This window comes from Dactylosporangium fulvum (genome assembly GCF_025137375.1).
Classification (GTDB): Bacteria; Actinomycetota; Actinomycetes; order Mycobacteriales; family Micromonosporaceae; genus Dactylosporangium; species Dactylosporangium fulvum.
The window spans coordinates 2,007,308-2,027,681 of sequence record NZ_CP073720.1 but is presented as its reverse complement, the minus strand read 5'-3'; the positions used below and the strand labels follow the sequence as shown (position 1 = coordinate 2,027,681).

Below are 20,374 nucleotides of genomic sequence, written 5' to 3'. Positions count from 1 at the left end.
TTTGCCGGATTGGGCCAACTGCATGGCCGGGACGGTCGGCCATTCGTTCGATTCCAAGTGGCAAACGTGCAGCTCACGCAACCGGAGGAAACAGACGACAGGACGATACGGAGCACCATCTGGCACCAACCGTAGCGCGGGTCCACTGCTGAGTGGCATGTCACTACGCCACCCATCGAGTGGACCCGTCACGCGGCGCGGTAACGCGCCGGAATGCGTCCGGCCCATCAGGGAATCGAGGCTCTTCGAACTTGGTGGGAGTTCCGGCCCCACCGATGACACCTGGCTGTCACCGGCCGTAGGGAATGATGCCTGCATGCGGATGTTGGTCATCGGGGGCACGCGGTTCGTCGGGCGGCACATCGTTGAGGACGCCCTCTCACGGGGGCACGACGTGACGCTGCTGCATCGGGGGCAGACCGGGAAGGATCTGTTCCCGGCGGCCAGACACGTGCTCGCGGATCGCAACCGCGACCTCTCCGTGTTGGCGGACGGGGCGTGGGACGTGACGATCGACGTCAGTGGCTACTTCCCACGGCAGGTCCGGGAGATCGCCGACGCGCTCGACGAGCGCGCCGGGAGGTATGTCTACGTCTCGAGCGTCTCCGTCTACGACCGGCCGAAGCCCGGCTTCCGTGAGGACGCGCCGCTGCGGGAGCTCGTGGATCCGACGATCGAGGAAGTCACCGACGAGACCTACGGCGCGCTGAAGGCGGCGTGTGAGCGGGTCGCCGTGGAGCGGTTCGGGACGGGGACGCTCATCCTGCGGCCGACATACGTGGTCGGGCCGCACGATCATCTGAGCCGGTTCACCTGGTGGGTGGAGCGGGTCGCCCGGGGCGGGGAGATCCTCGCGCCCGGGTTGCCGGAAGCGCCTATCCAGGTCATCGACGCCCGGGACCTCGCGAAGTGGACGCTCGACATGGTGGAGCGAGGCGCCGGCGGGGTGTTCCACGCGGCGTTCCCGGCGCCGCCGTTTTCGTTCCGGGAGTTGCTGGAGGCCATCGTCGCCGAGGTCGGACCGCCGGGGACGACACTGACGTGGGTCGACCCCGACTTCCTCGGCGAGCGTGGGATCGACGCCGAGAGCCTGCCGCTGTGGTCGGCGTTCGACTCGGAGGCGGAGGTGAACGCTGCGGACCCGGCGGCAGCGTTCGCGGCCGGCCTTGCGCCACGGCCGCTGCGGGAGACGGTGCGGGAGACGTATGAGCACGCGGTGCGCCATCCGCTGTCGCCGCCGCCGGAGCGCCTGATATCGGAGCGGGAGACGCAACTGCTGGAGGAATGGCACCAGCGGTGACAGGCTTCAATGTGTACCACCGGAGCGGAGGACGATGCGCAGACTGGCGTAGGCCGGGATGAGGACGCGGTGGCCGTACCGCCGCTGGCGGATGTGCCACGGGCGACCGGTCGCCAGCAGGGCATCCAGCAGGGCGGACACCTCGGCGCGGCCGACCGGGGCGCCGAGGCAGAAGTGGCGGCCAGCGCCGAACCAGAGGTGGCGCAGCTCCGGGAAGTGCGGGTTGTCGAGGTCGAACCCGCCGCGCGCGTGGTTCGCCGTCGCGGTCAGCAGCAGGACCCGGTGGCCGGCCCGGAGCCGTCGGCCGGCGACCTCCACGTCGGTGGTGACGGACCGGGTGATCACCGGTATCGGGCAGGCGACCCGCAGGCCCTCGCGCACCGCGGCGGGCAGCAGGTGCGGCTCGGCGCGCAGTCGGTCCTGCTCGCCGGTGTCGTGCAGCAGTGCCACGGTCCGGGCCATCGCCGAGGCGGTGGTCTGCGTCCCCGCCACGGTCAGCAGGGCCGCCAGGCCCTCCGTCTCGCGGAGGCCCAGCCCGAGCTCGCGGCACCGGCCGAGCAGCGTGCCGCCGGGCGCGGTGCGCCAACCGGCTGCGACCTGGGCGGTCATCCGGGCGACGATCGCCTTTCCGGCGTCGACGATCCGCGGCGGTACGTGTGGCGAGGCGGTGCTGCGGGCCGCCAGCGCGGCCAGGGCGAGGCCGGTGTCGAAGATCTCCCGGTACGTGGCGTCCGGCCCGGTGCCGGGCAGGCCGAGCAGGTCGGCGACGACCCGGCCGACCACCTCGCGGCTCAGCTCGGCGACGTCGACGGTCGCGCCGGCGGCGAGTTCGGCGGTGCAGCGCCGCAGCCGCGGCCCGGCGGCGCGGGCCACGAGCACCGCCGCCCGCTCCTCGGTGAACAGGTCGCGGGTCGTCGCGCGCAGGGCCTGGTGGCCGGGGCCGTCGAAGAGGTCGTACACCCAGCCGCCGAGCACCCGCGCCCAGAGGTGCCCGACAACACCTTCGCCGACGATCGTGAAATGGTCCCGGTCGGCGAGGATGCGGCGCATGGCGCCGGGGTCGGCGACCACCCAGCCGAGCCCCGGCACCCGCCGCATCGGCCGGGCGAACCGCCCGAGGGTGAGCAGTGCCGGGAAGCCGGGCCGGCTGGCAGCGAGCAGCCGCAGCTCATGCTGCCGGGCGCGATCGGCCCGACAGCCGGGGACGGTTGTGGTGTGGACTGTTGTCATGCGGCCAGCGTCGGCCACCGGCGGCGGCGTCACGTCGGATCGGCGACGACACCGGGCCTGCTCCCCCGGCGGTATCCGGCCGGCTGCCGTACCACGGCCGGCGTACCGGAACCACACCGGGACGTCACGCGCACGGCGCCGGAATCGCATCGGTCGAAGGGGTGGGCAGGGTGGCTGAGCAGTAACGCATCGCGGGCCGGTTCGAGGATGCATCAGTCATGATCACTTCGATACGTTCGGTCACTGCCGCAGTCGTCACGATGTCGGAGGTTTCTCATGTCCGGCCAGCGGGTCACCGATCAGATCCAGGGCAAGACGCTCACCATCCGCGAGGTCTTCTACGGACGCCGCTACGGACTGGACTCGTACCAGCGCGAATACGCCTGGACCGAGAAGCAGGTCGAGGAACTCATCAACGACCTCACCGGCCGGTTCGTCAAGGAATGGTCACCGCAGCACGAACTGCTCGACGTCGCGCGGTACCAGCCGTACTTCCTCGGGCCGGTCATCACCTCCGGCCGGGACGGTGTCAACTACCTGATCGACGGCCAGCAGCGACTCACCACGCTGATGCTGCTGCTGATCTGGCTCCGTCGAATCCAGGACGGCCGGGAGGACGCGGTCGACTCGATCGACAACCTCGTCTTCATCTCTCATTACGGGCAGAAGGTCTTCGCCGTCGAGGACGAGGAGCGGCGCCCCTGCCTGCAGGCGATGCTGCGGGGCACCGAATTCGACACCGTCAACGCCAGCGCCTCGGTCCGCAATCTCTGGGACCGCTTCGCGGACATCGAGAAACACTTCCCCGAGGATCTCCGGGACGAGGAGCTTCCGTACTTCATCTACTGGCTGCTCGACCGGGTCACCCTCGTTGAGATCTCAACCGGCGACAGCGGGCTCGCGCTGGAGATCTTCGAGACGATGAACGACCGCGGGCTCCGCTTGACAGGTCTCGACATGTTGAAGAGCTTCATGCTGGCGAAGGTCGACGCGGACGATCGCGACGTCGTCAACCAGGTCTGGCGGAGCCGGTTGACGGACCTGAGCGACATCGATCCCGGTGCGCATTCGGCCTTCGTCAAGGCATGGCTGCGGGCAAAGCACTCCGCCGGTTCGGACGACGACGAGGGCATCGGCTCCGCCTTCGACAAGTGGGTCCGCAAACACGAGGCGAGGCTCGACCTGGACCGCCCGGCCGGAGCCCGGCAGTTCGTGCTCCGCGACATGGACCACCTCGCGAAGCGGTACCGCGAACTGCTCCTGGCGAGCCGGCACCTCACGCCAGGTCTGGAACCGCTGTACTACAACGCCTACAACTCCGTCACGCTGCAGCTGCCGCTCATCCTCGCGACGCTGTCCGTCGACGACGACGACGTCACCTTCCGCCGGAAGGCCAACCTCGTCGCCGGCTACCTCGACATCTTCGTGGCGCGATGCATGGTCAACGCCCATGATTTCCGGTACACCGCGGTGGAGCATCGGCTCTTCGCCCTGGCGCGGGAGATCCGTGAGATGGATGCCGACACGCTGGCGAAGCGCCTCGGCGAGGAGGTCGCCGCGATCCCGGACAGTTTCGAGGCGGTGAGCTCGTTCTCGCTCCGGCCCCGCAACCGGACCTACGTGAAGTACATCCTGGCGCGGATGGCGTCGTGGCTCGACCAGCAGTGCCGGACCGGGCACACCTTCGCCGACTACACCCGCTCGGGGAAGGACCAGCCGCCGTTCGAGATCGAACACATCTGGGCGGACAAGTTCTCCTACCAGCCGACCATCCCGCGCCGGAAGTTCGCCGACCTCCGGAACCGGTTCGGGGCTCTCCTGCTGCTGCCGAAGGACTTCAACGCCAGCTTCGGCGACATGCCGTACGCGAAGAAGCTTCCGCACTACATGGGACAGCATCTGCTCGTACGGTCGCTGCACCCGGACTGCTATCAGAACAATCCGACGTTCCTGCGAACGGTCGAGGCACACAACCTGCCGTTCACGCCCTTCGCCGACGAGTTCGACCCGGCCGCCATCGACAGCCGTCAGGAGTTGTACCGCAGACTGTGCGAGCTGGTGTGGAAGCCGGAGCAGTACGGGCTGGTGGTGCCCGAGATCGCCCCGCAACAGCCCAAGGAGCGCACGCGGGTCCGGTTCGACGTGTCGCTGCGCGATCTCATGGAGAAGGGCCAGCTGACGGCGGGCGCGCAGTTGGTCGGCGCTTATCGCGGCACCGACTACCGGGCCGTGCTGACCGACAAGGCCAAGATCCGGGTCGAGTCCGGTGAGGAGTTCGAAGCCGCCTCACCCGCCGCCGCGGCGGTGCTCGAGAAGCAGTCTTGGAACGGCTGGATGTTCTGGCAGGTGCAGGAGCCCGACGGGGCGCTGCGGTTGCTCGACGACCTGCGGAAACGAGCGCTCAATCAGGGGTCGGTCGCAGGCGATGACTGACGGGCCGCCGTTCGGCGTGGCAGGATCGGGCGCACTCGGAGAGTCGGAGGGCGTCGATGGAGTTGCGGCGGGTTGCCGATGTGGATTTTGCCGGCCTCACGCGGCGGGCGTTCCACCCCTCGCCTGCCGCCTGGGAAGACGAAGTCCTCTACTTCCTGATGGTGGACCGCTTCTCGGACGGTCGCGAGACCGGGTGCCGCGACAATGCCGGGCGGCTCGTCGATCGGGGCGGAACGCCGCTCATCAGCGCCGGCGACCACGGTAACGCTGTGCGCACCGAGGAAGAGGCCACACTGTGGCGGGCCGCCGGGGCCGACTGGGTGGGCGGGAACCTCGCGGGGCTGCGGAGCAAGCTCGGATACCTGCGGCGGCTCGGGATCACCGCCGTCTGGGTCAGTCCGGTGCTCAAGCAGGTGGCCGGCCGGCCCAGCTACCACGGCTACGGGATCCAGAACTTCCTCGCCGTCGATCCGCACTTCGGCACCGCCGAGGAGCTGAGGGACCTCGTCGCCGAGGCGCATGCGACGGGGATCCGTGTGGTGCTCGACGTCGTGCTCAACCACGCCGGGGACGTGTTCGCCTACGAGCCGGACCGGCAGCCGCCCTGGATGGGATCGGCCTACGACGTCCGCGGGTTCCGCGACGCGCACGGGCAGCCGACCCTGCAGTTCGGCGACGTGCCCGAGGCGTGGCCCGACGGCGCGGTCTGGCCCGCCGAACTGCAACGGCTCGGCACCTTCACCGGCAAGGGGCGGATCGTCCACTGGGATCGATACCCGGAGTATCTCGAAGGGGACTTCGTCGGGCTCAAGGACATCACGCTCGGCAGCGGGCCGGCCGACGCCTACCGGCCGTCTCCGGCGCTGGTCGCGCTCACCCGGGCGTACCAGTTCTGGATCGCCTTCGCCGACCTGGACGGGTTCCGCGTCGACACGGTGAAACACCTGGACCCCGGCGCCGCGCGGTACTTCGCGTCGGCGATCCACGAGTTCGCGCAGTCGATCGGCAAGGAGCGGTTCTACCTCATCGCCGAGATCACCGGGGACCGCGCCTTCGCGTACCGCACCCTGGACGAGGTGGGCATGGACGCGGCGCTCGGCATCGCGGACGTGCAGGACCGCCTGGAGTCGACGGCGAAAGGGCTGCGGGAGCCGCGCGAGTACTTCGACCTGTTCCGCAACTCGCTGCAGGTCGGGCGGGAGTCGCACACGTGGTTCCGGGACAAGGTCGTGACCGGCTACGACGACCACGACCAGGTCCGTAAGGGCGACAACAAGGCGCGGTTCGCGGCCGACGAGCTCGGCGACCGGCTCACCCTGGTCGCGCTCGCGCTGAACGCGACGACACTCGGCATCCCGTGCGTGTACTACGGCGGCGAGCAGCACTTCGACGGCCGGGGCGGCGACGACCGGTACATCCGTGAGGCGATGTTCGGCGGGCGGTTCGGCCCGTTCCGCAGCCGCGGCGCGCACGCCTTCGACGAGGAGCACCCCACCTACCGGGAGCTGGCCCGGATCCTCGACGTGCGGCGGCGGACACCCGCGCTGCGGAGGGGGCGGCAGTACCTGCGGCCGGTGTCGGTCGACGGGGTCCGGTTCGAGCTGCCGACCGCGCGCGGACTGCTGCCGTGGTCGCGGATCTTCGCCGACCACGAGGTGCTTGTCGCCGTGAACACCGATCCGGACCGGGCGCACACGGCCTGGGTGACCGTCGACGACGGGCTGCACGCCACGGGTGACGAGCTCACCTGCGTGTACAGCACCGAGAAGGACCGCGAGGGCACCCGGGTGCGGGTCGAGCGGCGCAACGGGAAGTCGGTGGAGCTGACCGTCCCACCTGCCGGAGCGGTCATCTACGAGTCGGCATTCCTCGGTAGGATGCTGCCGGTCCGCAGTGAGATCTGAAACGGGGTGGATTTCATGCACAGACGCGCGTTGCTCGCCGGTGCCGCCGGAGTCGCGGCCGGCCTGGCGATCCCCGGCGGGGCAGCATACGCCGGCACGGTGTTCCCGGAGATCATCGACCTGCCGGCGGGCTTCCAGCCGGAGGGCATCACGGCCGGCCGGGGCCCGACGTTCTACGTCGGTTCGCTCGACACCGGCGCGATCTACCGGGGCAGTGTCCTCACCGGCCGGGGCGGGACGTTCGTCCCCGGGCGCACCGGAGGCGCGGCACTCGGCCTCGAGTTCGACACGCACCAGCGGCTGTGGGCGGCCGGGGCCGGCACCGGCGGCGCGACCGTCTACAGCGCGTCCGGCAAGACCCTCGCGCAGTACAGCTTCGGCGGCACGTTCGTCAACGACGTCGTCGTCACCCCGAAGGCCGCGTATTTCACCGACTCCTACCAGCCCGTGCTCTACGTGGTGCCGCTCGACCGGTCCGGACGCCTGCCCGGCCAGTCCGCCGTGCGGACCGTCCAGCTCCCCGGCGAGCTCGGCGACGCGGCCGGGTTCAACAACGGGATCGAGGCGACACCGGACGGGCGGCTGATCATCGTGCAGATGCTCGCCGACCGGCTGTTCTCGTTCGACCCGGCGCGCGGCACGGCACAGCGGATCGACCTCGGCGGGGCAAGTGTCCTGCAGGGCGACGGCCTGCTGCGCCGCGGGCAGCACCTCTACGTCGTGCGCAACTTCTTCAACGTCATCGCCAAGTTCCGGCTCCGCCCCGACCTGGCCGAGGCCGTCCTGGTCGACGAGATCACCCACCCGAAGTTCGACATTCCGGCGACCGTCGCCGGGTTCGGCTCGCGGCTCTACGCGGTGAACGCCCGCTTCAACGTGGCGACGCCGACGCCGGAGACGACCTACACCGTCGTGCGCGTGGACGCATAGACAACGCGGTCGGCACCGGCCTCGGTGGGCTCCGCCGAAGCCAGGAGGAGACACCCGCAGAGCGGAACGTCGATGAACGGACCCGACGTTTTGTCCCGTCAATACTGTTTATGAGATCAACCGTGACAGACTGGCGGGCATGACGACTCTCGGCGCCGTGTTCCTGCCCCAGCTTCCGCCGGAACAACTGCGGTCCGTCGTCCGGGCCGCCGACGAGGCCGGGCTGGAGGAGTTGTGGCTGTGGGAGGACTGCTTCCTGGAGAGCGGGATCGCCACCGCTTCCGCGGCGCTGGCGTGGTCGTCGCGGCTGCGGGTCGGGGTCGGCCTGCTGCCGGTGCCGCTGCGCAACGTGGCCATCACCGGGATGGAGCTGGCCACGCTGTTCCGGCTGTTCCCGGACCGGGCGATCGTCGGTGTCGGCCACGGTGTGCAGAGCTGGATGGGCCAGGTCGGCGCCCGCGCGGATTCGCCGCTGACGCTGCTGCGCGAGTACACGTCGGCGCTGCGGGCCCTGTTGCGCGGCGAGCGGGTCACCGTCGAGGGGCGATACGTGCGGCTGGACGGCGTGGCGCTGGACTGGCCGCCGACCACGGGCGCGGCGGTGCTCGCCGGCGCCACCGGCCCGCGGACCCTGCGGCTGTCGGGTGAGGTCTCCGACGGGACCATCCTGACCGGCGGCACGGACATCGAGGGTGTACGGGCCGCGCGGCGCCTGATCGACGAGGGGCGCCGAGCCGCGGGACGGACCGACCCGCACCCGGTTGTCGTCTACCTGCACGCGGCGACCGGTCCCGACGCCGCGGAGCGCATGGCGGCCGAGCACGTGAAGTGGGGCTACGCCGAGCGCGGTGTGGACCCGGCCGACGTGACCGTCGCCGGTGACGCGGAGACCGTCGCCGACGCGGTGCGCCGCTGGGCGGAGGCCGGGGCCGACACCGTGGTCCTGCAGCCGACCCCGGACGACCCGGACCCGGAGGGCTTCATGCGCTTCGTCGCGCAGGAGGTCCGCCCGCTGGTCCCCTGACCGCCGCCGGGACACGGAGGGCTTCATGCCGTGGACGGAGCCGGTCACCGGTGCGGCCGCTGGACGCGCTCGGTGCCGAACGGGAGCCGGATCGCAGTACCGTTGGCGCGACCGACCCGGCCGAGGAACGGAGCGACGCATGAGCCAGGGGCCGAACCCCGCCGTCGAGGGGGTCGCCGCGACCGGGATCGCCTACCGGGTGGTCGAGCACGGGCCGGTCCGCAGCCTCGCGGAGGCGGCCGAGGCGCGTGGCGTGGCCGTGCCCGACGTGGTGAAGACGATCGTGGTGCGGCTGACGGACGACTCGTTCCGGTTCGTGCTGGTGCCGGGCGACCGGGTCATCTCCTGGCCGAAGCTGCGGGCGCTCCTCGGGGTCAACCGGGTCTCGATGCCGGACGCGGCGACCGCCAAGGAGGCGACCGGCTACGAGCGGGGCACGATCACGCCGTTCGGGTCGACGACCGCCTGGCCGGTCATCGCCGACGAGCGGGTCCGGGGGCGGGAGATCACGCTGGGTGGCGGGCGGCACGGGGTCGCGCTCGCCGTGGCCGCCGACGCCGCGATCGAGGTGCTGAAGGCCACCGTCGCCGACGTCTCCGAGGCCGAACCGCAGGCCTGATCGACGGGCGCTTTTCCCGGCGGTACCGCAGAAAGCCGCGCCCGCCAATGGCAATTTGCCGGAAATGCCTTTGCTGTCGGGAAGATGTGCAAATCTGGCACTCGGCAATCATCATTGCCCGGGTTTCCGGAGGTCGTCCGTGGGAGTGCTTCGACGGGCGGTCACGCGGCGCGCACCACCATTCGTGCGAGCCGGCCGGAATGCGCAGGTGAGCCCCGGGCCGAGCGGGGAGTCTCACTGTCCACACATCCGTTACGCCGCAATCTCGCGGCCGCGACCACCGTCTGCACCATCGCGTGCGCCGCTGTTGTCGCCGGAACACTCAACAGCCCGCCTGCTGCGGGCATCGTCGTCACCCAGACCCCGTACGTGTTCGTCGGGGCAGCCCAGGAGCCGGCCCGGGCCGACCGGCTCGTCGAACTCAGGTCCGTCGAGCGGCGGCTGCGCCCGGCACCGCCGGCCGCGCAGGTTCCGGAGCGGGCACCGGGGCCGCGGCGCAAGGTCACTGAGCGCACGGCCGCGCCGCGGGCGGGCGGTGCGGGGAAGAGCACCGCGCAGCGCAAGGCGACCAGGTCGAAGCCGCGCACTGCGGCGCCGCCGAACCGGCCCCGCATCCGCACCACGACGACCCGGCCCGTCCAGCCGGCCGCCGGCGGGGACGGCACGGTCGTCGGGTTCGCGACGGCGCAGGTCGGCAAGGGGTACGCCTTCGGGTCGGCCGGACCGGACCGGTTCGACTGCTCGGGGCTCGTCGTCGCCGCGTACCGACGGATCGGGGTCAGCCTGCCCCGCACCACGGGCGGGCTCGCCGGCAGGGGAAGGCCGGTGGGCCGGGGCGAGTTGCGCCCGGGCGACCTCGTGTTCCCGTCCAGCGGACACGTCGGGATCTACATCGGCGGCGGGCGCATCGTGCACGCGTCGACCGAGCGCGGCGGGGTGAAGGTCTCGCCGATCTACGACTTCCGGTACGCCCGCCGGATCGTCGGCTGACGCCCGCCGCTAGTGGGCCAGCCGGAAGTCGGCGAAGTCGAAGCCGGGCGCGACGACGCAGCTGACGAGCACCGGTTCGGCGCCGATCGGGGTGGCCGCCTGCCACACGCCCGCGGGGATCAGCACCTGCGGGCGCTGGCCGGCGGCCACGTCGGCGCCGAGGACCGCCGCCGGCCCCTCGCCGGGCGCGTCGCCGGAGCCGCCGAGGCGCAGCTCCAGCGGGCCGCCGGAGTGCCAGAACCACAGCTCGTCGGAGCGCACCACGTGCCACGCGGACTCCTCGCCCGGGTGCAGCAGGAAGTAGATCGCGGTGGCGGCGCTGCGCGGGCCGTCGTACCCCTCCGGCGAGAACCTCACCTGCGAGCGCCAGGTCTCGCGGAACCAGCCGCCCTCGGGGTGGGGTTGCATGTCGAGCTGCTCGGCCAGCGGCGGTCGTGTGGTCATGCGCCAAACGTAGCGGCCCGCCCCTCCGCCCAACGGCGGGTGCCCGCCGGTGCGGGCCTTTGTCGTGCCGGGTGGCGTGAGGCTGGAGGTTCGAACTGAGCCGGCTGTAGGCGCATCGAACTCCGGGTCCGCACCCGGGACTACCATCGCCGGATGCGACGCTTCGGGGCACTGCTGGTCGTCATCGCGCTTGCGGTGACCGGGTGCGGCGACGGCCCCACCGAAGGTAACGCGGGGCGCGCACTGGGCGGCGAGCCGAGCGTGGCGGCGAGCGGGCAGCCGGCGTCGCCGGGGCCCTCGGCGTCGGCCGGGCCGAGCGCGAGTGCCGGTGCGGCCAAGCTGCCCGTGCCGGGCAACCCGAACGGGAAGGCGAGCGTCCCCGCCGAGGCGCAGGCCGTCGACACCTCGCGCCCGACCCGCGTGATCGGCAACGGTACGGCGGCGAGCTGCACCTCCGAGGCGGTCGTCTCCGCCGTGGCGGCCGGCGGGATCATCACGTTCTCGTGCGGCCCGGCGCCGGTCACGATCACGATGAAGGCGACCGCGAAGGTCCGCAACGCGGTGGCGGGCGGCAAGGTGGTGCTCGACGGCGGGCGCATGGTGACGCTCAGCGGCGAGGGGAAGCGCCGCATCCTCTACATGAACACGTGCGACCAGGCGCTCGGCTGGACCACCAGCCATTGCCAGGACCAGGAGACGCCGCAACTGACCGTGCAGAACCTGACGTTCGCCGACGGCAACTCGACCGGCGACAAGACCGAGGGCGGTGGCGGCGGGGCGATCCTCGTGCGGGGCGGCCGGTTCAAGGTGGTCAACTCGCGGTTCGTGCGCAACCGCTGCGACGGCACCGGGCCGGATCTGGGCGGGGCTGCCGTTCGCGTGCTCAGCCAGTACCACAACCAACCCGTGTACGTCGTGAACAGCACGTTCGGCGGTGCGGCGGGCCAGGGCGGGGTCTGCGCGAACGGCGGCGCGCTGAGCAGCATCGGGGTGTCGTGGGTGGTGCTGAACAGCGTGCTCTCGTACAACTCGGCGGTCGGGCGGGGCGCGAACCCGGCCCGCGCCGGCACACCCGGCGGCGGCAGCGGCGGCGCGATCTACTGCGACGGCAACCGGTTCACCGTGCGGCTCGCCGGCACGCTGGTCGAGCAGAACAAGGCGAACGAGGGTGGCGGTGCGGTCTTCTTCGTCAGCAACGACCGCACCGGCACCATGTCGCTCGAGAACTCGACCCTGCGGAAGAACCCGAGCGCCGGCTTCGAGACGCCGGGCTTCCCCGGCATCTACTTCCTCGGCGCCCGGCCCCCGTCGGTCCAGGCGTCGAGTCTCACGAAGTAGCGTCCGTCAGCTGCGCAGGCAGGCGCAGAACGGGTGGCCCGCCGGGTCGAGCAGCACGACGTAGCGGTCGCCGCCGGGCTGGTGGTCGGGCTTGGTGGCGCCGAGTTTCAGCGCCCGCTCCTCGGCGTCGGCCAGGTCGTCGACGTAGAAGTCGAGGTGGAACTGCTTCGGTGTCGGGCCCTCCGGCCAGGTCGGCGCGGTGTAGTCGGGCAACTGGCCGAAGCCGATCGACGTGCTGCCGTCACTGATCATCGCGTATTCGTCCTGGCTGTGCGTGACGTCCCAGCCGAGGACCTCGCTGTAGAAGGTGGCGAGGACGGGCGGTTCGGCGCAGTCGATGTTGACCATGATGAGGCTCGCGAATCCAGTCATGCCCGCATCCTGGCACCTATTCCTGCCACCTCATGTCAGGATCGTTCGGGATTCAGTCGTGCGGGTCCGCGGGCGGCGGCGACCGTCACGAGGCGGTCGGGGCGGACCAGTTGCGCCGGATGGCGACCATACGCAGGACGAAGGTCAAGGTCGCGGCCAGCATGATGCCCAGCGGCCGCTGGACCTCCAGCGCGTCGAGCGTGGCGACGGAGGCGCAGCCGCACAGGCCCGCGACCGCATAGATCTCGCGGCGCAGCACCGTCGGAATCTCGCCGGTCAGCAGGTCGCGGACCAGGCCGCCGCCGATGCCGGTGATCATGCCGATGATGCAGGCGCCGAACGCCGGAACGCCGGCGTCGAGCGCCTTCAACGTGCCGGTCACCACGAACAGGCCCAGGCCGGCCGCGTCGAGCACGAGGACGGTCCAGCGCAGCTTGCTCACCGCCGGGTGGAGCCAGAACGTCGCGGCGGCCGTGACCACCGCCACCGCGGCATACCGCCAGTCGACGAACGCGAACGGCTGCACGTTGATGAAGACGTCGCGGAGGATGCCGCCGCCGAGGGCCGCGGTGAAGCCGACGAAGATGACGCCGAAGAGGTCCAGCCGCTTGGCCACGCCGGCGACCGCACCGGAGGCGGCGAAGACGGCGATGCCGATGAGGTCGACGACGGGCAGAAGGCTGAGCGATGACACCTGGATCCCTCGGTACGGACAGCGATGCGCGGCACCCTTCGCCGGGTGCCGCGCATCATGTATACCGGCCTCAGATGTTGTTGATGACGGCCATCGAGGTTTCGTGCTGCATGGCCAGCATGTCGGAGACCGCGGCCGCGTCGTAGTAGGAGCCGCTGTCGCCGGTCGTGGCGGTGTCGGTGGTGGTGTCGCCGGCCTCGGCGTTCACGACGTCGCCGTCGAGGTTGCCGCCGGAGCCGTCGTAGTCGGCGCCGTAGTCGACGAGGTCGTCGGACGTCAGGTCGATCGTCTCGCCGGTGTTGGCGTCGTAGGCTAGCTCGTACCGGCCGTCGCCGTCGGAGTCCAGCGCGGCGTAGTCGGCCTCGCCGTCACCGTCGGTGTCGGCGACGATCACGTTGCTGCCGTCGTCGAGGGTGTAGATCTCGGCCGGGTCCTCGACGCCGTCGCCGTCGACGTCCGCGGTGAAGCCGGAGTAGTCGTCACTCATATCGGTTGTGCCCCAATCACGTTCAGGTGTGCTGCAACGATCAGGAACGTTATGGGGTCGCGGCTCCGCTTCACTCCCCCTTTGCTGCCAAGCCGACAGCAAAAGCGATCCGCGTCACCGGCAGTCGCGGCCGGAGCGGAGGAGCGCCAGGTTTGCCCGCAACGGGCTGCGGGGTATTCAACCGTCGATTCGATGTCGGCCGAACAGGGGTCGACCGGGTAGTGCAGACGGATGCGGACCAAGGAGGCAAGCTGTGGGCAGAGGGTCCTCGATCGGCGGGGTCATCCTCGTCATCTGGCTGATCATCGGTGTCATCGCGGCCGGCCAGCGCGGATACTTCGACGGCGACGAAACCAACTGCGCGAAGGCCGGAACGATCGTCGTCACGATCATTGCCGGTCCGCTCAACTACCTCGGGGTCAACCCCAAGATGAACTGCGATCTCCCCGAGCCTTCGAAGTAGCGCTCCCGCACCCTAAGGGCTGAAGGCCAGGAAGACGAACGCGCCGAAGATGGCCAGGTGGACGGTGCCCTGGAGCAGGGTGGCCCGGCCCTGCGCGACGGTCATCACGCTGACCACGACCGTCAGGGCCAGCAGGACGAGGTCCTTCGCCGGCAGGCCGAGGGTCAGCCGTACATCGAGCAGGTGGGCGGCCACCGCGATCGACGGGATGGTCAGGCCGATGCTGGCCAGGGCGGAGCCCAGGGCCAGGTTGAAGCTGGTCTGCACCCGGTTGGCGGCCGCCGCCCGCACCGCCGCCGTGGTCTCCGGCAGCAGGACCAGCAGCGCGATCGCGACACCGACGACGGACTGCGGGGCGCCGAGGTTCTCCACACCACGCTCGATGGCCGGGGACTCCGTCTTCGCCAGGCCGACCACGTCGACGAGGCAGATCACCAGCAGGCCGAGGCTGGCCAGCGCGACCATGCCCCGAGGTCGCACCCCATGCAGATCATGGTCATGCACGAAGTCCGCGCGGTGCCGGATCGTCTGCACGAAGACGAACACGGCGTAGAGGATGAGCGAGGCGACACCGGCGAACGCGAGCTGCGGACCCGAGTAGCTGTTGCCGGGCGACGACGTGGTGAAGGCGGGCAGGACCAGGCTCAGTGTGGCCAGTGAGGTTAGCGTGGCCAGAGCGCCGGTCGCGCCCTCGACGCGGAACTCGATCTCGTGATGTCGCAGGGCGCCGACCAGCAGACACAGGCCCAGCACCCCGTTACACACGATCATGAACGCGGAGTAGACCGTGTCGCGGGCGAGCGCGTCCGCCGGGCGACCCGGCGTCGTCATCAGCATCAGGATCAGGCCGACCTCGATCACGGTGACCGCGACGGCGAGGATGAGCGTGCCGAACGGCTCGCCGACACGGTGCGCCACCACCTCCGCGTGGTGCACGGCGGCCACGACCGCGGCGACCAGAGCGACGGCGACGAGGACCAGCACCATGCCGTGCGGCTTGCGGCCCCATGTCGCCAGGAGGACCACGGTGGCGACCGGTGGAACCACTACCGGCCACCTCAGCAGCAGTCGAGCAACCGGCCAAGTACGGAGAGCCACAATCCGAGCGTAGGTTGCATACAGGGCAGTTACAGCCGGCTCACAGGGATCCGAGTTAGCTTTTCCCCCATGGACGAGAACGAGGCGCGCAGGGTGGTCGATGCGCTGCGCGAACGCGGCGTGCCCGCCCACCTGGAGCTGGCCAAGGCCGGACTGTCCCAGTTCGGCGTACGGGTGACGCTGTTCGACGGCCGCGTCGCGGTGTGGGACACCGACGGCACCGCGGGGCTGGAGGCGCAGGTGATGCGCGACGGCATGCTGGTCGGCTTCGTGCCGATGATCGAGGGGTCGGAGCACTTCACGGAGGCGCAGGTCGTCGACGCGATCGCGCGGACCGACTACGACCAGCCGATCGCCCGGCAGCGGGCGGCGGCGCCGCCGGCCGGTCCGCCGCTGCCGCAGGAGGGCGGGTTCTTCCGGCGGTTCCGCGAGGGGTTCCGGACCCGGTAGGCCGGCGTCCTAGACGTCGTGGACCTGGGAGCGCTCGATCTCGGTGAAGGCGTTGCCGAGGTAGGTGGCGAAGGAGCGGTGGCCCAGCAGGTCCGCGACGAGCAGCGGCGCGTGCCTGGCCAGGTCCCGCGGCGACGGGCGCTGGTCGTCGTCGCCCTGCTCGTGGACGCCGAGGGCGCCGACCAGCAGCACGACCATGACCTGCGGATCGACGTCCTGCCACTCGCCGGCGGAGCGGACCGCCCGCTCGAGCGCGGCGCGGATGTCGTCGCCGTCGAGACCGTCCGGGTGGAGATCTTCGAGCAGGCTGCGGACCACAACACCGAGGACCAGGCCGACCTGCTCCGCGTCGAGCGCGCCGAGCTGCTCGGCGGCCGTCTCGAACGCGTCCTTGTCGCGCTCACGGGCCGCGTCGACGGCGGCGGTGGCGGCGGTCGCGATGGCCCGGGCGGGTGGTGGCAGGTGCCGCCAGCTGGTGGTCGTCACCGGACGAACCCTAGCGCCTCCGGGTTCGGCACCCGAGCGCCGGGAGCGGGGTGGCGCAGGACACAGGCCGCGCTGTCACGTTTCGCCGGGGCTGCGCCGTCGTGACTGCATGACACAACATCTCAACACTCCGCGGATCAACATCAACGAGGTCAGCCCCGCCGCCTACCAGGCCGTGTCCGGCCTGGAGAAGTACATCCGGGCCAACGTCGACGGGGACCTGCTGCACCTGATCAAGCTGCGGGCGTCGATCCTGAACGGGTGCTCGTTCTGCGTCGACATGCACAGCCGGGAAGGGCTCGCCGACGGCGCGGACAGCCGCAAGCTGTTCGCGGTCGCGGCCTGGCGCGAGGGGCCGTTCTTCGACGAGCGGGAGCGCGCCGCGCTGGAGCTCACCGACACGGTGACGCGGCTGGGTGAGCACGGCGTGCCCGACGAGGTCTGGGACGGTGCCGTCAAGCACTTCGGCGAGGCCGGTGTGCTCAACCTGCTCATGGCGATTGCGACGATCAACGTGTGGAACCGTCTCGTCGTCTCGACCAGGATGCAGCCGCCGACCGTATGACCGAGTTCGTCGCGCACCGGCCGATGTTGTACGGGCTGGCGTACCGCCTGCTGGGCAGCGTCCACGACGCCGAGGACGTGCTGCAGGAGGCGTATCTGCGCTGGACCCGGGCGGACCGGTCCGACGTCGCGGAGCCGCGCCGCTACCTCACGCGGGTGGTGGCGCGGCTCGCGCTCGACGTGCTGCGGTCGCGGCAGGCACGGCGGGAGGAGTACGTCGGGACCTGGCTGCCGGAGCCGGTGTCGACGGCGCCGTCGCCGTTCGGGGCGGTCGACACCTCCGACCTGTCGATCGCGGTCCTGCACCTGATGGAGCGGCTCACCCCGCCGCAGCGCGCCGTCTACGTGCTGCACACCGCGTTCGGGCTGCCGTACGGCGAGATCGGCGCCATCCTCGGCCGCGGCGCCGACGACTGCCGCCAGCTGCACCACCGGGCGAGCGACGCGATCGGCGGCCGGCCCCGGTTCCCCACCGACCCGGCGGAGCACGCGCGGCTGCTCGACGGGTTCGTCGCCGCCGCCCGGGAGGGTGACGTCGAACGGCTGGAGCGCCTGCTGCACGACGACGTCGTGGTGTGGAGCGACGGCGGCGGCAAGGCACGGGCGGCCCGCAACCCGATCTTCGGCCGGGCGAAGACGATCCGCTTCTGCATCGCGGTCGCGGGGCGGATGGCCGGCATGTCGGCGATCGAGCTCAACGGGGAGCCGGGGCTGCTCGTCGACGGCCACCACCGGTACTCCCTGAGCATCGCCGTCGTCGACGGGCGCGTCCACGACGTATACCTCGTCGCGAACCCGGACAAGCTCGCGACCTTCGCGGCGGCCGCGGTCAGGGGATGACGGCGGGCTGGCCGGCGTGGCGGCGCAGCAGGAGCACGGTGACGAGCGGCCAGGTGGCCTGGGCACCGGCCGCGACGCGCTCGGCCAGGCCGACCAGGGTGCCGGTGCCGAGCGCGATCGCGAAGCCGAACACGAGGGCGACGAGCAGGAGCGCGCCGCCGAGCATGACCGGCGCCGACGGCTGGACCGGGCCGCCGCCGGGGCGGCGCCACAGCGCCGGCCACAGGGCGAGGCAGGCGAAGGCGATCGTGGCGGCGGTCTGGTGTGCCCCCGACTCGCCGGTCGACGGCACGGGCAACGCGGCGACCAGCATCGTGGCGACGCCGCCGGCACCCAGCATGACCCGGGCCGCGGTGGCGAGCGGGCGCAGGCCGAGGGCGGTGACGCAGTGGCAGAGCCCGACACCGAGCAGCGCGGCCGTCATCACCCAGCGGTACGCGGCACCCTGCCCGGCGAGAGCGCTGATCGTGTCGTGGAGGGAGTCGTAGTGCCCGGTCTCGCCCTCGCTGGCGCCGCTGGGTTGCAGGGCTGCGGCGACGGTCCAGCCGCCGATCAGCAGGACCGGGGTGGCGGCCGCGGACCACAGCGCGAACGGTGCCACGAAATCCCTGCGCACCGGGTGAGTATGCCGTGGGTGGGCCGGCTTGACGCCACCGGTCGAGGTGTCAGTGGCTCGCAGTTCGATCGCACACGACTGAATCGTGCGCTACCGTGGCCGGGTGGATGTGCTCCCGCTGGACCGGCAGGTCTGCTTCGCGCTGTACTCGGCCACGCGTGCGGTCACCGCGCGATACCGGCCGCTGCTCGACGAGCTCGGCATCACCTACCCGCAATACCTCGCGTTGCTCGCCCTCTGGGAGCGGGACGGGCAGACCGTCAAAGACCTCGGCGCCGCGCTGCGGCTGGAGTCCAGCACCCTGTCGCCGCTGCTCAAGCGGCTTGAGGCGGCCGGCCTCGTGCGGCGGGAGCGGCGCGCCGACGACGAGCGCTCGGTCACCGTCCGGCTCACCCCGTCGGGCTCGGCACTGCGCATCCGGGCCGCGGACCTGCCCGCCCGGCTGCTGTGCGCCGACGGCCTCGACGCCCGCGAGCTGGCCGAGCTGCGCACCACCCTGACGCGGCTCACCGCCGCCCTGGACCAGCTGTCCGGTGGAGCCGGTGACGCTGGTGAAGCCTCCCGCGACGCGGAGTCCCGCGACGCGGTGTTCTCGTAAGCAAGGAGAGATCGATGCAGGTGCTCTACACGGCTGACGTCACGGCCACCGGCGACGGCCGGAACGGTCACGTCGCCAGCTCCGACGGGATCATCGACTTCGACGTGGCGACGCCGAAGGAGTTGGGCGGCGCCGGTGGCGCGACCAATCCGGAGCAGCTGTTCGCCGCCGGATACGCGGCCTGTTTCCACAGCGCGCTGCGGGTGGTCGCGCGACGCGCCAAGGTCGACGTCGAGGGCTCGGTCGTCGAGGCGCGGGTCGGTCTCGGCAGCATCGGCAACGGCGCGTTCGGGCTGCAGGTCGCCCTCACCGTGACCCTGCCGGGGACGGACCGGGAGACAGCGCTGCAGCTGACCGAGGCCGCGCACCAGGTCTGCCCGTATTCCAACGCCACCCGCGGCAACATCGACGTCACCCTGGACGTGGCATGAGTGCCGGCGGGGTGAGCGGCGGGGTCAACCGGGTCTGGCAGCTCGCGGCCCGGCCGGCCGGCTTCCCGTCGCCCGAGGACTTCCGGCTCGTCGAGGAGGGCGTCCCGGCGCCCGGCCCCGGGCAGGTCGTGGTCCGCAACGAGGTCATGTCGGTCGACCCGGCGATGCGCGGCCGGATGAACGACGTGCCGTCGTATGTGGCGCCGTTCCAGGTCGACCAGCCGCTCGAGGGCGGCGCGGTCGGGACCGTCGTCGCGTCGGAGAGCCCGGACGTGCCGGTCGGCACGAGCGTCCTGCACGGGCTCGGCTGGCGGGAGTACGCGGTCCTCGCCGCCGGGCACACCCGGGCCGTGGACACGACGATCGCGCCCGCCTCCGCGTACCTCGGCGTGCTCGGCATGCCGGGCCTCACCGCCTATGCGGGGCTGCTCGACGTGGCGCACATGCGGCCCGACGAGAACGTGTTCGTCTCCGGCGCGGCGGGGGCGGTCGGCTCGCTCGCAGGGCAGATCGCCCGGCTGCGCGGCGCCCGGACGGTCATCGGCAGCGCCGGATCGCCGGAGAAGGTGCGGTACCTCGTCGACGAGCTCGGCTTCGACGGCGCCTTCAACTACAAGGAGGGCTCGATCCGCACCCAGCTCAAGCAGCTCACCCCGGACGGCGTCGACGTCTACTTCGACAACGTCGGCGGCGAGCAGCTGGAGGCGGCGCTGTTCCGGATGAACCTGCACGGGCGGGTGGCGGTCTGCGGCGCGATCTCGCAGTACAACAGCCCCGACCCGTATGGCATCCGCAACCTCAGCCTGCTGATCAGCAAGCGGGTGAGCCTGCACGGGTTCCTCGTCATGGATCACTGGAACCGGCGGCAGGCGTTTGTCGAGGAGATGAGCGGCTGGCTGCGGGAGGGCAAGGTCAAGGTGTCCGAGACGTTCGTCGACGGCATCGGCCACGCCGTCGACGCGTTCCTGGGCATGCTGCGCGGCGAGAACGTCGGCAAGATGATCGTCCGGCTGGCCGACCCGGTGGAACAGGTCTGAGATGACGGGCGGCCGCTCGTTTGGCA

The 20,374-nt window shown here is 71.2% G+C and carries 23 protein-coding genes; 15 read left to right on the top strand and 8 right to left on the bottom strand.

Features of this window, described 5'->3' with window-relative positions; genetic code table 11:
* Positions 1-316 precede the first annotated feature (316 nt).
* Complete coding sequence (locus tag Dfulv_RS09410; RefSeq protein WP_259862283.1) at positions 317-1,300, top strand: NAD-dependent epimerase/dehydratase family protein; 984 nt, start codon at positions 317-319, stop codon at positions 1,298-1,300.
* A gap of 6 nt (positions 1,301-1,306) precedes the next feature.
* Here Dfulv_RS09410 and Dfulv_RS09405 read toward each other — a convergent pair whose 3' ends face one another.
* Entirely contained in the window at positions 1,307-2,530 is a 1,224-nt protein-coding gene (locus tag Dfulv_RS09405; protein ID WP_259862282.1) for a cytochrome P450, read from the bottom strand.
* 276 nt (positions 2,531-2,806) lie between these two features.
* Between Dfulv_RS09405 and Dfulv_RS09400 the strand changes: the two genes are divergently transcribed.
* The 6 genes from Dfulv_RS09400 (at position 2,807) to Dfulv_RS09375 (ending at position 10,430) form a co-directional block, all read left to right on the top strand.
* On the top strand, positions 2,807-4,963 hold the full coding sequence (locus Dfulv_RS09400; protein WP_259862280.1) for a GmrSD restriction endonuclease domain-containing protein: 2,157 nt from the start codon (positions 2,807-2,809) through the stop codon (positions 4,961-4,963).
* Between the two features lie 56 nt (positions 4,964-5,019).
* Positions 5,020-6,867: an alpha-amylase family glycosyl hydrolase gene (locus tag Dfulv_RS09395; RefSeq protein ID WP_259862278.1), complete on the top strand. Its 1,848-nt coding sequence runs from the start codon at positions 5,020-5,022 to the stop codon at positions 6,865-6,867.
* A 15-nt stretch (positions 6,868-6,882) separates the two neighbouring features.
* Entirely contained in the window at positions 6,883-7,797 is a 915-nt protein-coding gene (locus Dfulv_RS09390) for an NHL repeat-containing protein (protein ID WP_259862276.1), read from the top strand.
* Between the two features lie 139 nt (positions 7,798-7,936).
* Positions 7,937-8,821 carry an LLM class flavin-dependent oxidoreductase gene (locus Dfulv_RS09385; protein ID WP_259862274.1) on the top strand — a complete coding sequence of 295 codons (885 nt, stop codon included), beginning with the start codon at positions 7,937-7,939 and terminating at the stop codon, positions 8,819-8,821.
* Between the two features lie 139 nt (positions 8,822-8,960).
* The gene (locus Dfulv_RS09380; protein WP_259862273.1) at positions 8,961-9,440 is read left to right on the top strand and encodes an aminoacyl-tRNA deacylase; all 480 of its coding nucleotides are present in this window, start codon (positions 8,961-8,963) and stop codon (positions 9,438-9,440) included.
* Positions 9,441-9,809: 369 nt separating this feature from the next.
* Positions 9,810-10,430, top strand: a complete 621-nt coding sequence (locus Dfulv_RS09375) for a C40 family peptidase (RefSeq protein ID WP_259862272.1) — start codon at positions 9,810-9,812, stop codon at positions 10,428-10,430.
* Between the two features lie 9 nt (positions 10,431-10,439).
* Here the strand turns inward: Dfulv_RS09375 and Dfulv_RS09370 are convergent, their stop codons facing one another.
* Positions 10,440-10,874, bottom strand: a complete 435-nt coding sequence (locus Dfulv_RS09370; RefSeq protein WP_259862271.1) for a cupin domain-containing protein — start codon at positions 10,872-10,874, stop codon at positions 10,440-10,442.
* A 153-nt stretch (positions 10,875-11,027) separates the two neighbouring features.
* Here Dfulv_RS09370 and Dfulv_RS09365 point away from each other — a divergent pair, with 153 nt between their 5' ends.
* The gene (locus Dfulv_RS09365) at positions 11,028-12,212 is read left to right on the top strand and encodes a hypothetical protein (RefSeq protein ID WP_259862270.1); all 1,185 of its coding nucleotides are present in this window, start codon (positions 11,028-11,030) and stop codon (positions 12,210-12,212) included.
* A gap of 6 nt (positions 12,213-12,218) precedes the next feature.
* On the opposite strand, the gene Dfulv_RS09360 is transcribed toward Dfulv_RS09365, so the two are convergent.
* The 3 genes from Dfulv_RS09360 to Dfulv_RS09350 form a co-directional block, all read right to left on the bottom strand.
* Entirely contained in the window at positions 12,219-12,584 is a 366-nt protein-coding gene (locus Dfulv_RS09360; protein WP_259862269.1) for a VOC family protein, read from the bottom strand.
* Positions 12,585-12,669: 85 nt separating this feature from the next.
* Positions 12,670-13,278: a trimeric intracellular cation channel family protein gene (locus tag Dfulv_RS09355; protein ID WP_259862268.1), complete on the bottom strand. Its 609-nt coding sequence runs from the start codon at positions 13,276-13,278 to the stop codon at positions 12,670-12,672.
* Positions 13,279-13,348: 70 nt separating this feature from the next.
* Positions 13,349-13,765 carry a hypothetical protein gene (locus Dfulv_RS09350; RefSeq protein WP_259862267.1) on the bottom strand — a complete coding sequence of 139 codons (417 nt, stop codon included), beginning with the start codon at positions 13,763-13,765 and terminating at the stop codon, positions 13,349-13,351.
* A gap of 253 nt (positions 13,766-14,018) precedes the next feature.
* Between Dfulv_RS09350 and Dfulv_RS09345 the strand changes: the two genes are divergently transcribed.
* Positions 14,019-14,228, top strand: coding sequence for a hypothetical protein (locus Dfulv_RS09345; protein WP_259862265.1), 210 nt, complete (start codon positions 14,019-14,021; stop codon positions 14,226-14,228).
* A 12-nt stretch (positions 14,229-14,240) separates the two neighbouring features.
* Here Dfulv_RS09345 and Dfulv_RS09340 read toward each other — a convergent pair whose 3' ends face one another.
* Positions 14,241-15,275: a calcium:proton antiporter gene (locus tag Dfulv_RS09340; RefSeq protein WP_259862263.1), complete on the bottom strand. Its 1,035-nt coding sequence runs from the start codon at positions 15,273-15,275 to the stop codon at positions 14,241-14,243.
* A 120-nt stretch (positions 15,276-15,395) separates the two neighbouring features.
* Here Dfulv_RS09340 and Dfulv_RS09335 point away from each other — a divergent pair, with 120 nt between their 5' ends.
* Entirely contained in the window at positions 15,396-15,776 is a 381-nt protein-coding gene (locus Dfulv_RS09335) for a hypothetical protein (RefSeq protein ID WP_259862262.1), read from the top strand.
* A 9-nt stretch (positions 15,777-15,785) separates the two neighbouring features.
* Here the strand turns inward: Dfulv_RS09335 and Dfulv_RS09330 are convergent, their stop codons facing one another.
* On the bottom strand, positions 15,786-16,262 hold the full coding sequence (locus Dfulv_RS09330) for a hypothetical protein (protein ID WP_259862261.1): 477 nt from the start codon (positions 16,260-16,262) through the stop codon (positions 15,786-15,788).
* Between the two features lie 109 nt (positions 16,263-16,371).
* On the opposite strand from Dfulv_RS09330, the gene Dfulv_RS09325 reads away from it, so the two are divergent.
* Together Dfulv_RS09325 and sigJ are read left to right on the top strand one after the other, a co-directional pair.
* Complete coding sequence (locus tag Dfulv_RS09325; RefSeq protein ID WP_259862260.1) at positions 16,372-16,827, top strand: carboxymuconolactone decarboxylase family protein; 456 nt, start codon at positions 16,372-16,374, stop codon at positions 16,825-16,827.
* Complete coding sequence (sigJ, locus tag Dfulv_RS09320; protein ID WP_259862258.1) at positions 16,824-17,666, top strand: RNA polymerase sigma factor SigJ; 843 nt, start codon at positions 16,824-16,826, stop codon at positions 17,664-17,666. The genes Dfulv_RS09325 and sigJ overlap by 4 nt, the downstream gene beginning before the upstream one ends.
* On the opposite strand, the gene Dfulv_RS09315 is transcribed toward sigJ, so the two are convergent.
* The gene (locus Dfulv_RS09315; protein ID WP_259862257.1) at positions 17,656-18,282 is read right to left on the bottom strand and encodes a DUF998 domain-containing protein; all 627 of its coding nucleotides are present in this window, start codon (positions 18,280-18,282) and stop codon (positions 17,656-17,658) included. The two genes, sigJ and Dfulv_RS09315, sit on opposite strands and share 11 nt — an antisense overlap.
* 103 nt (positions 18,283-18,385) lie before the next feature.
* On the opposite strand from Dfulv_RS09315, the gene Dfulv_RS09310 reads away from it, so the two are divergent.
* From Dfulv_RS09310 to Dfulv_RS09300, 3 genes are read left to right on the top strand one after another with little or no spacing between them, the layout of a single operon-like run.
* Positions 18,386-18,880 carry a MarR family winged helix-turn-helix transcriptional regulator gene (locus Dfulv_RS09310; RefSeq protein WP_319805781.1) on the top strand — a complete coding sequence of 165 codons (495 nt, stop codon included), beginning with the start codon at positions 18,386-18,388 and terminating at the stop codon, positions 18,878-18,880.
* A 14-nt stretch (positions 18,881-18,894) separates the two neighbouring features.
* Positions 18,895-19,311 carry an organic hydroperoxide resistance protein gene (locus tag Dfulv_RS09305; protein ID WP_259862256.1) on the top strand — a complete coding sequence of 139 codons (417 nt, stop codon included), beginning with the start codon at positions 18,895-18,897 and terminating at the stop codon, positions 19,309-19,311.
* Between the two features lie 11 nt (positions 19,312-19,322).
* A complete protein-coding gene (locus tag Dfulv_RS09300) occupies positions 19,323-20,348 on the top strand; it encodes an NADP-dependent oxidoreductase (RefSeq protein ID WP_406568009.1) in 1,026 nt (341 codons plus the stop codon).
* Positions 20,349-20,374 lie beyond the last annotated feature (26 nt).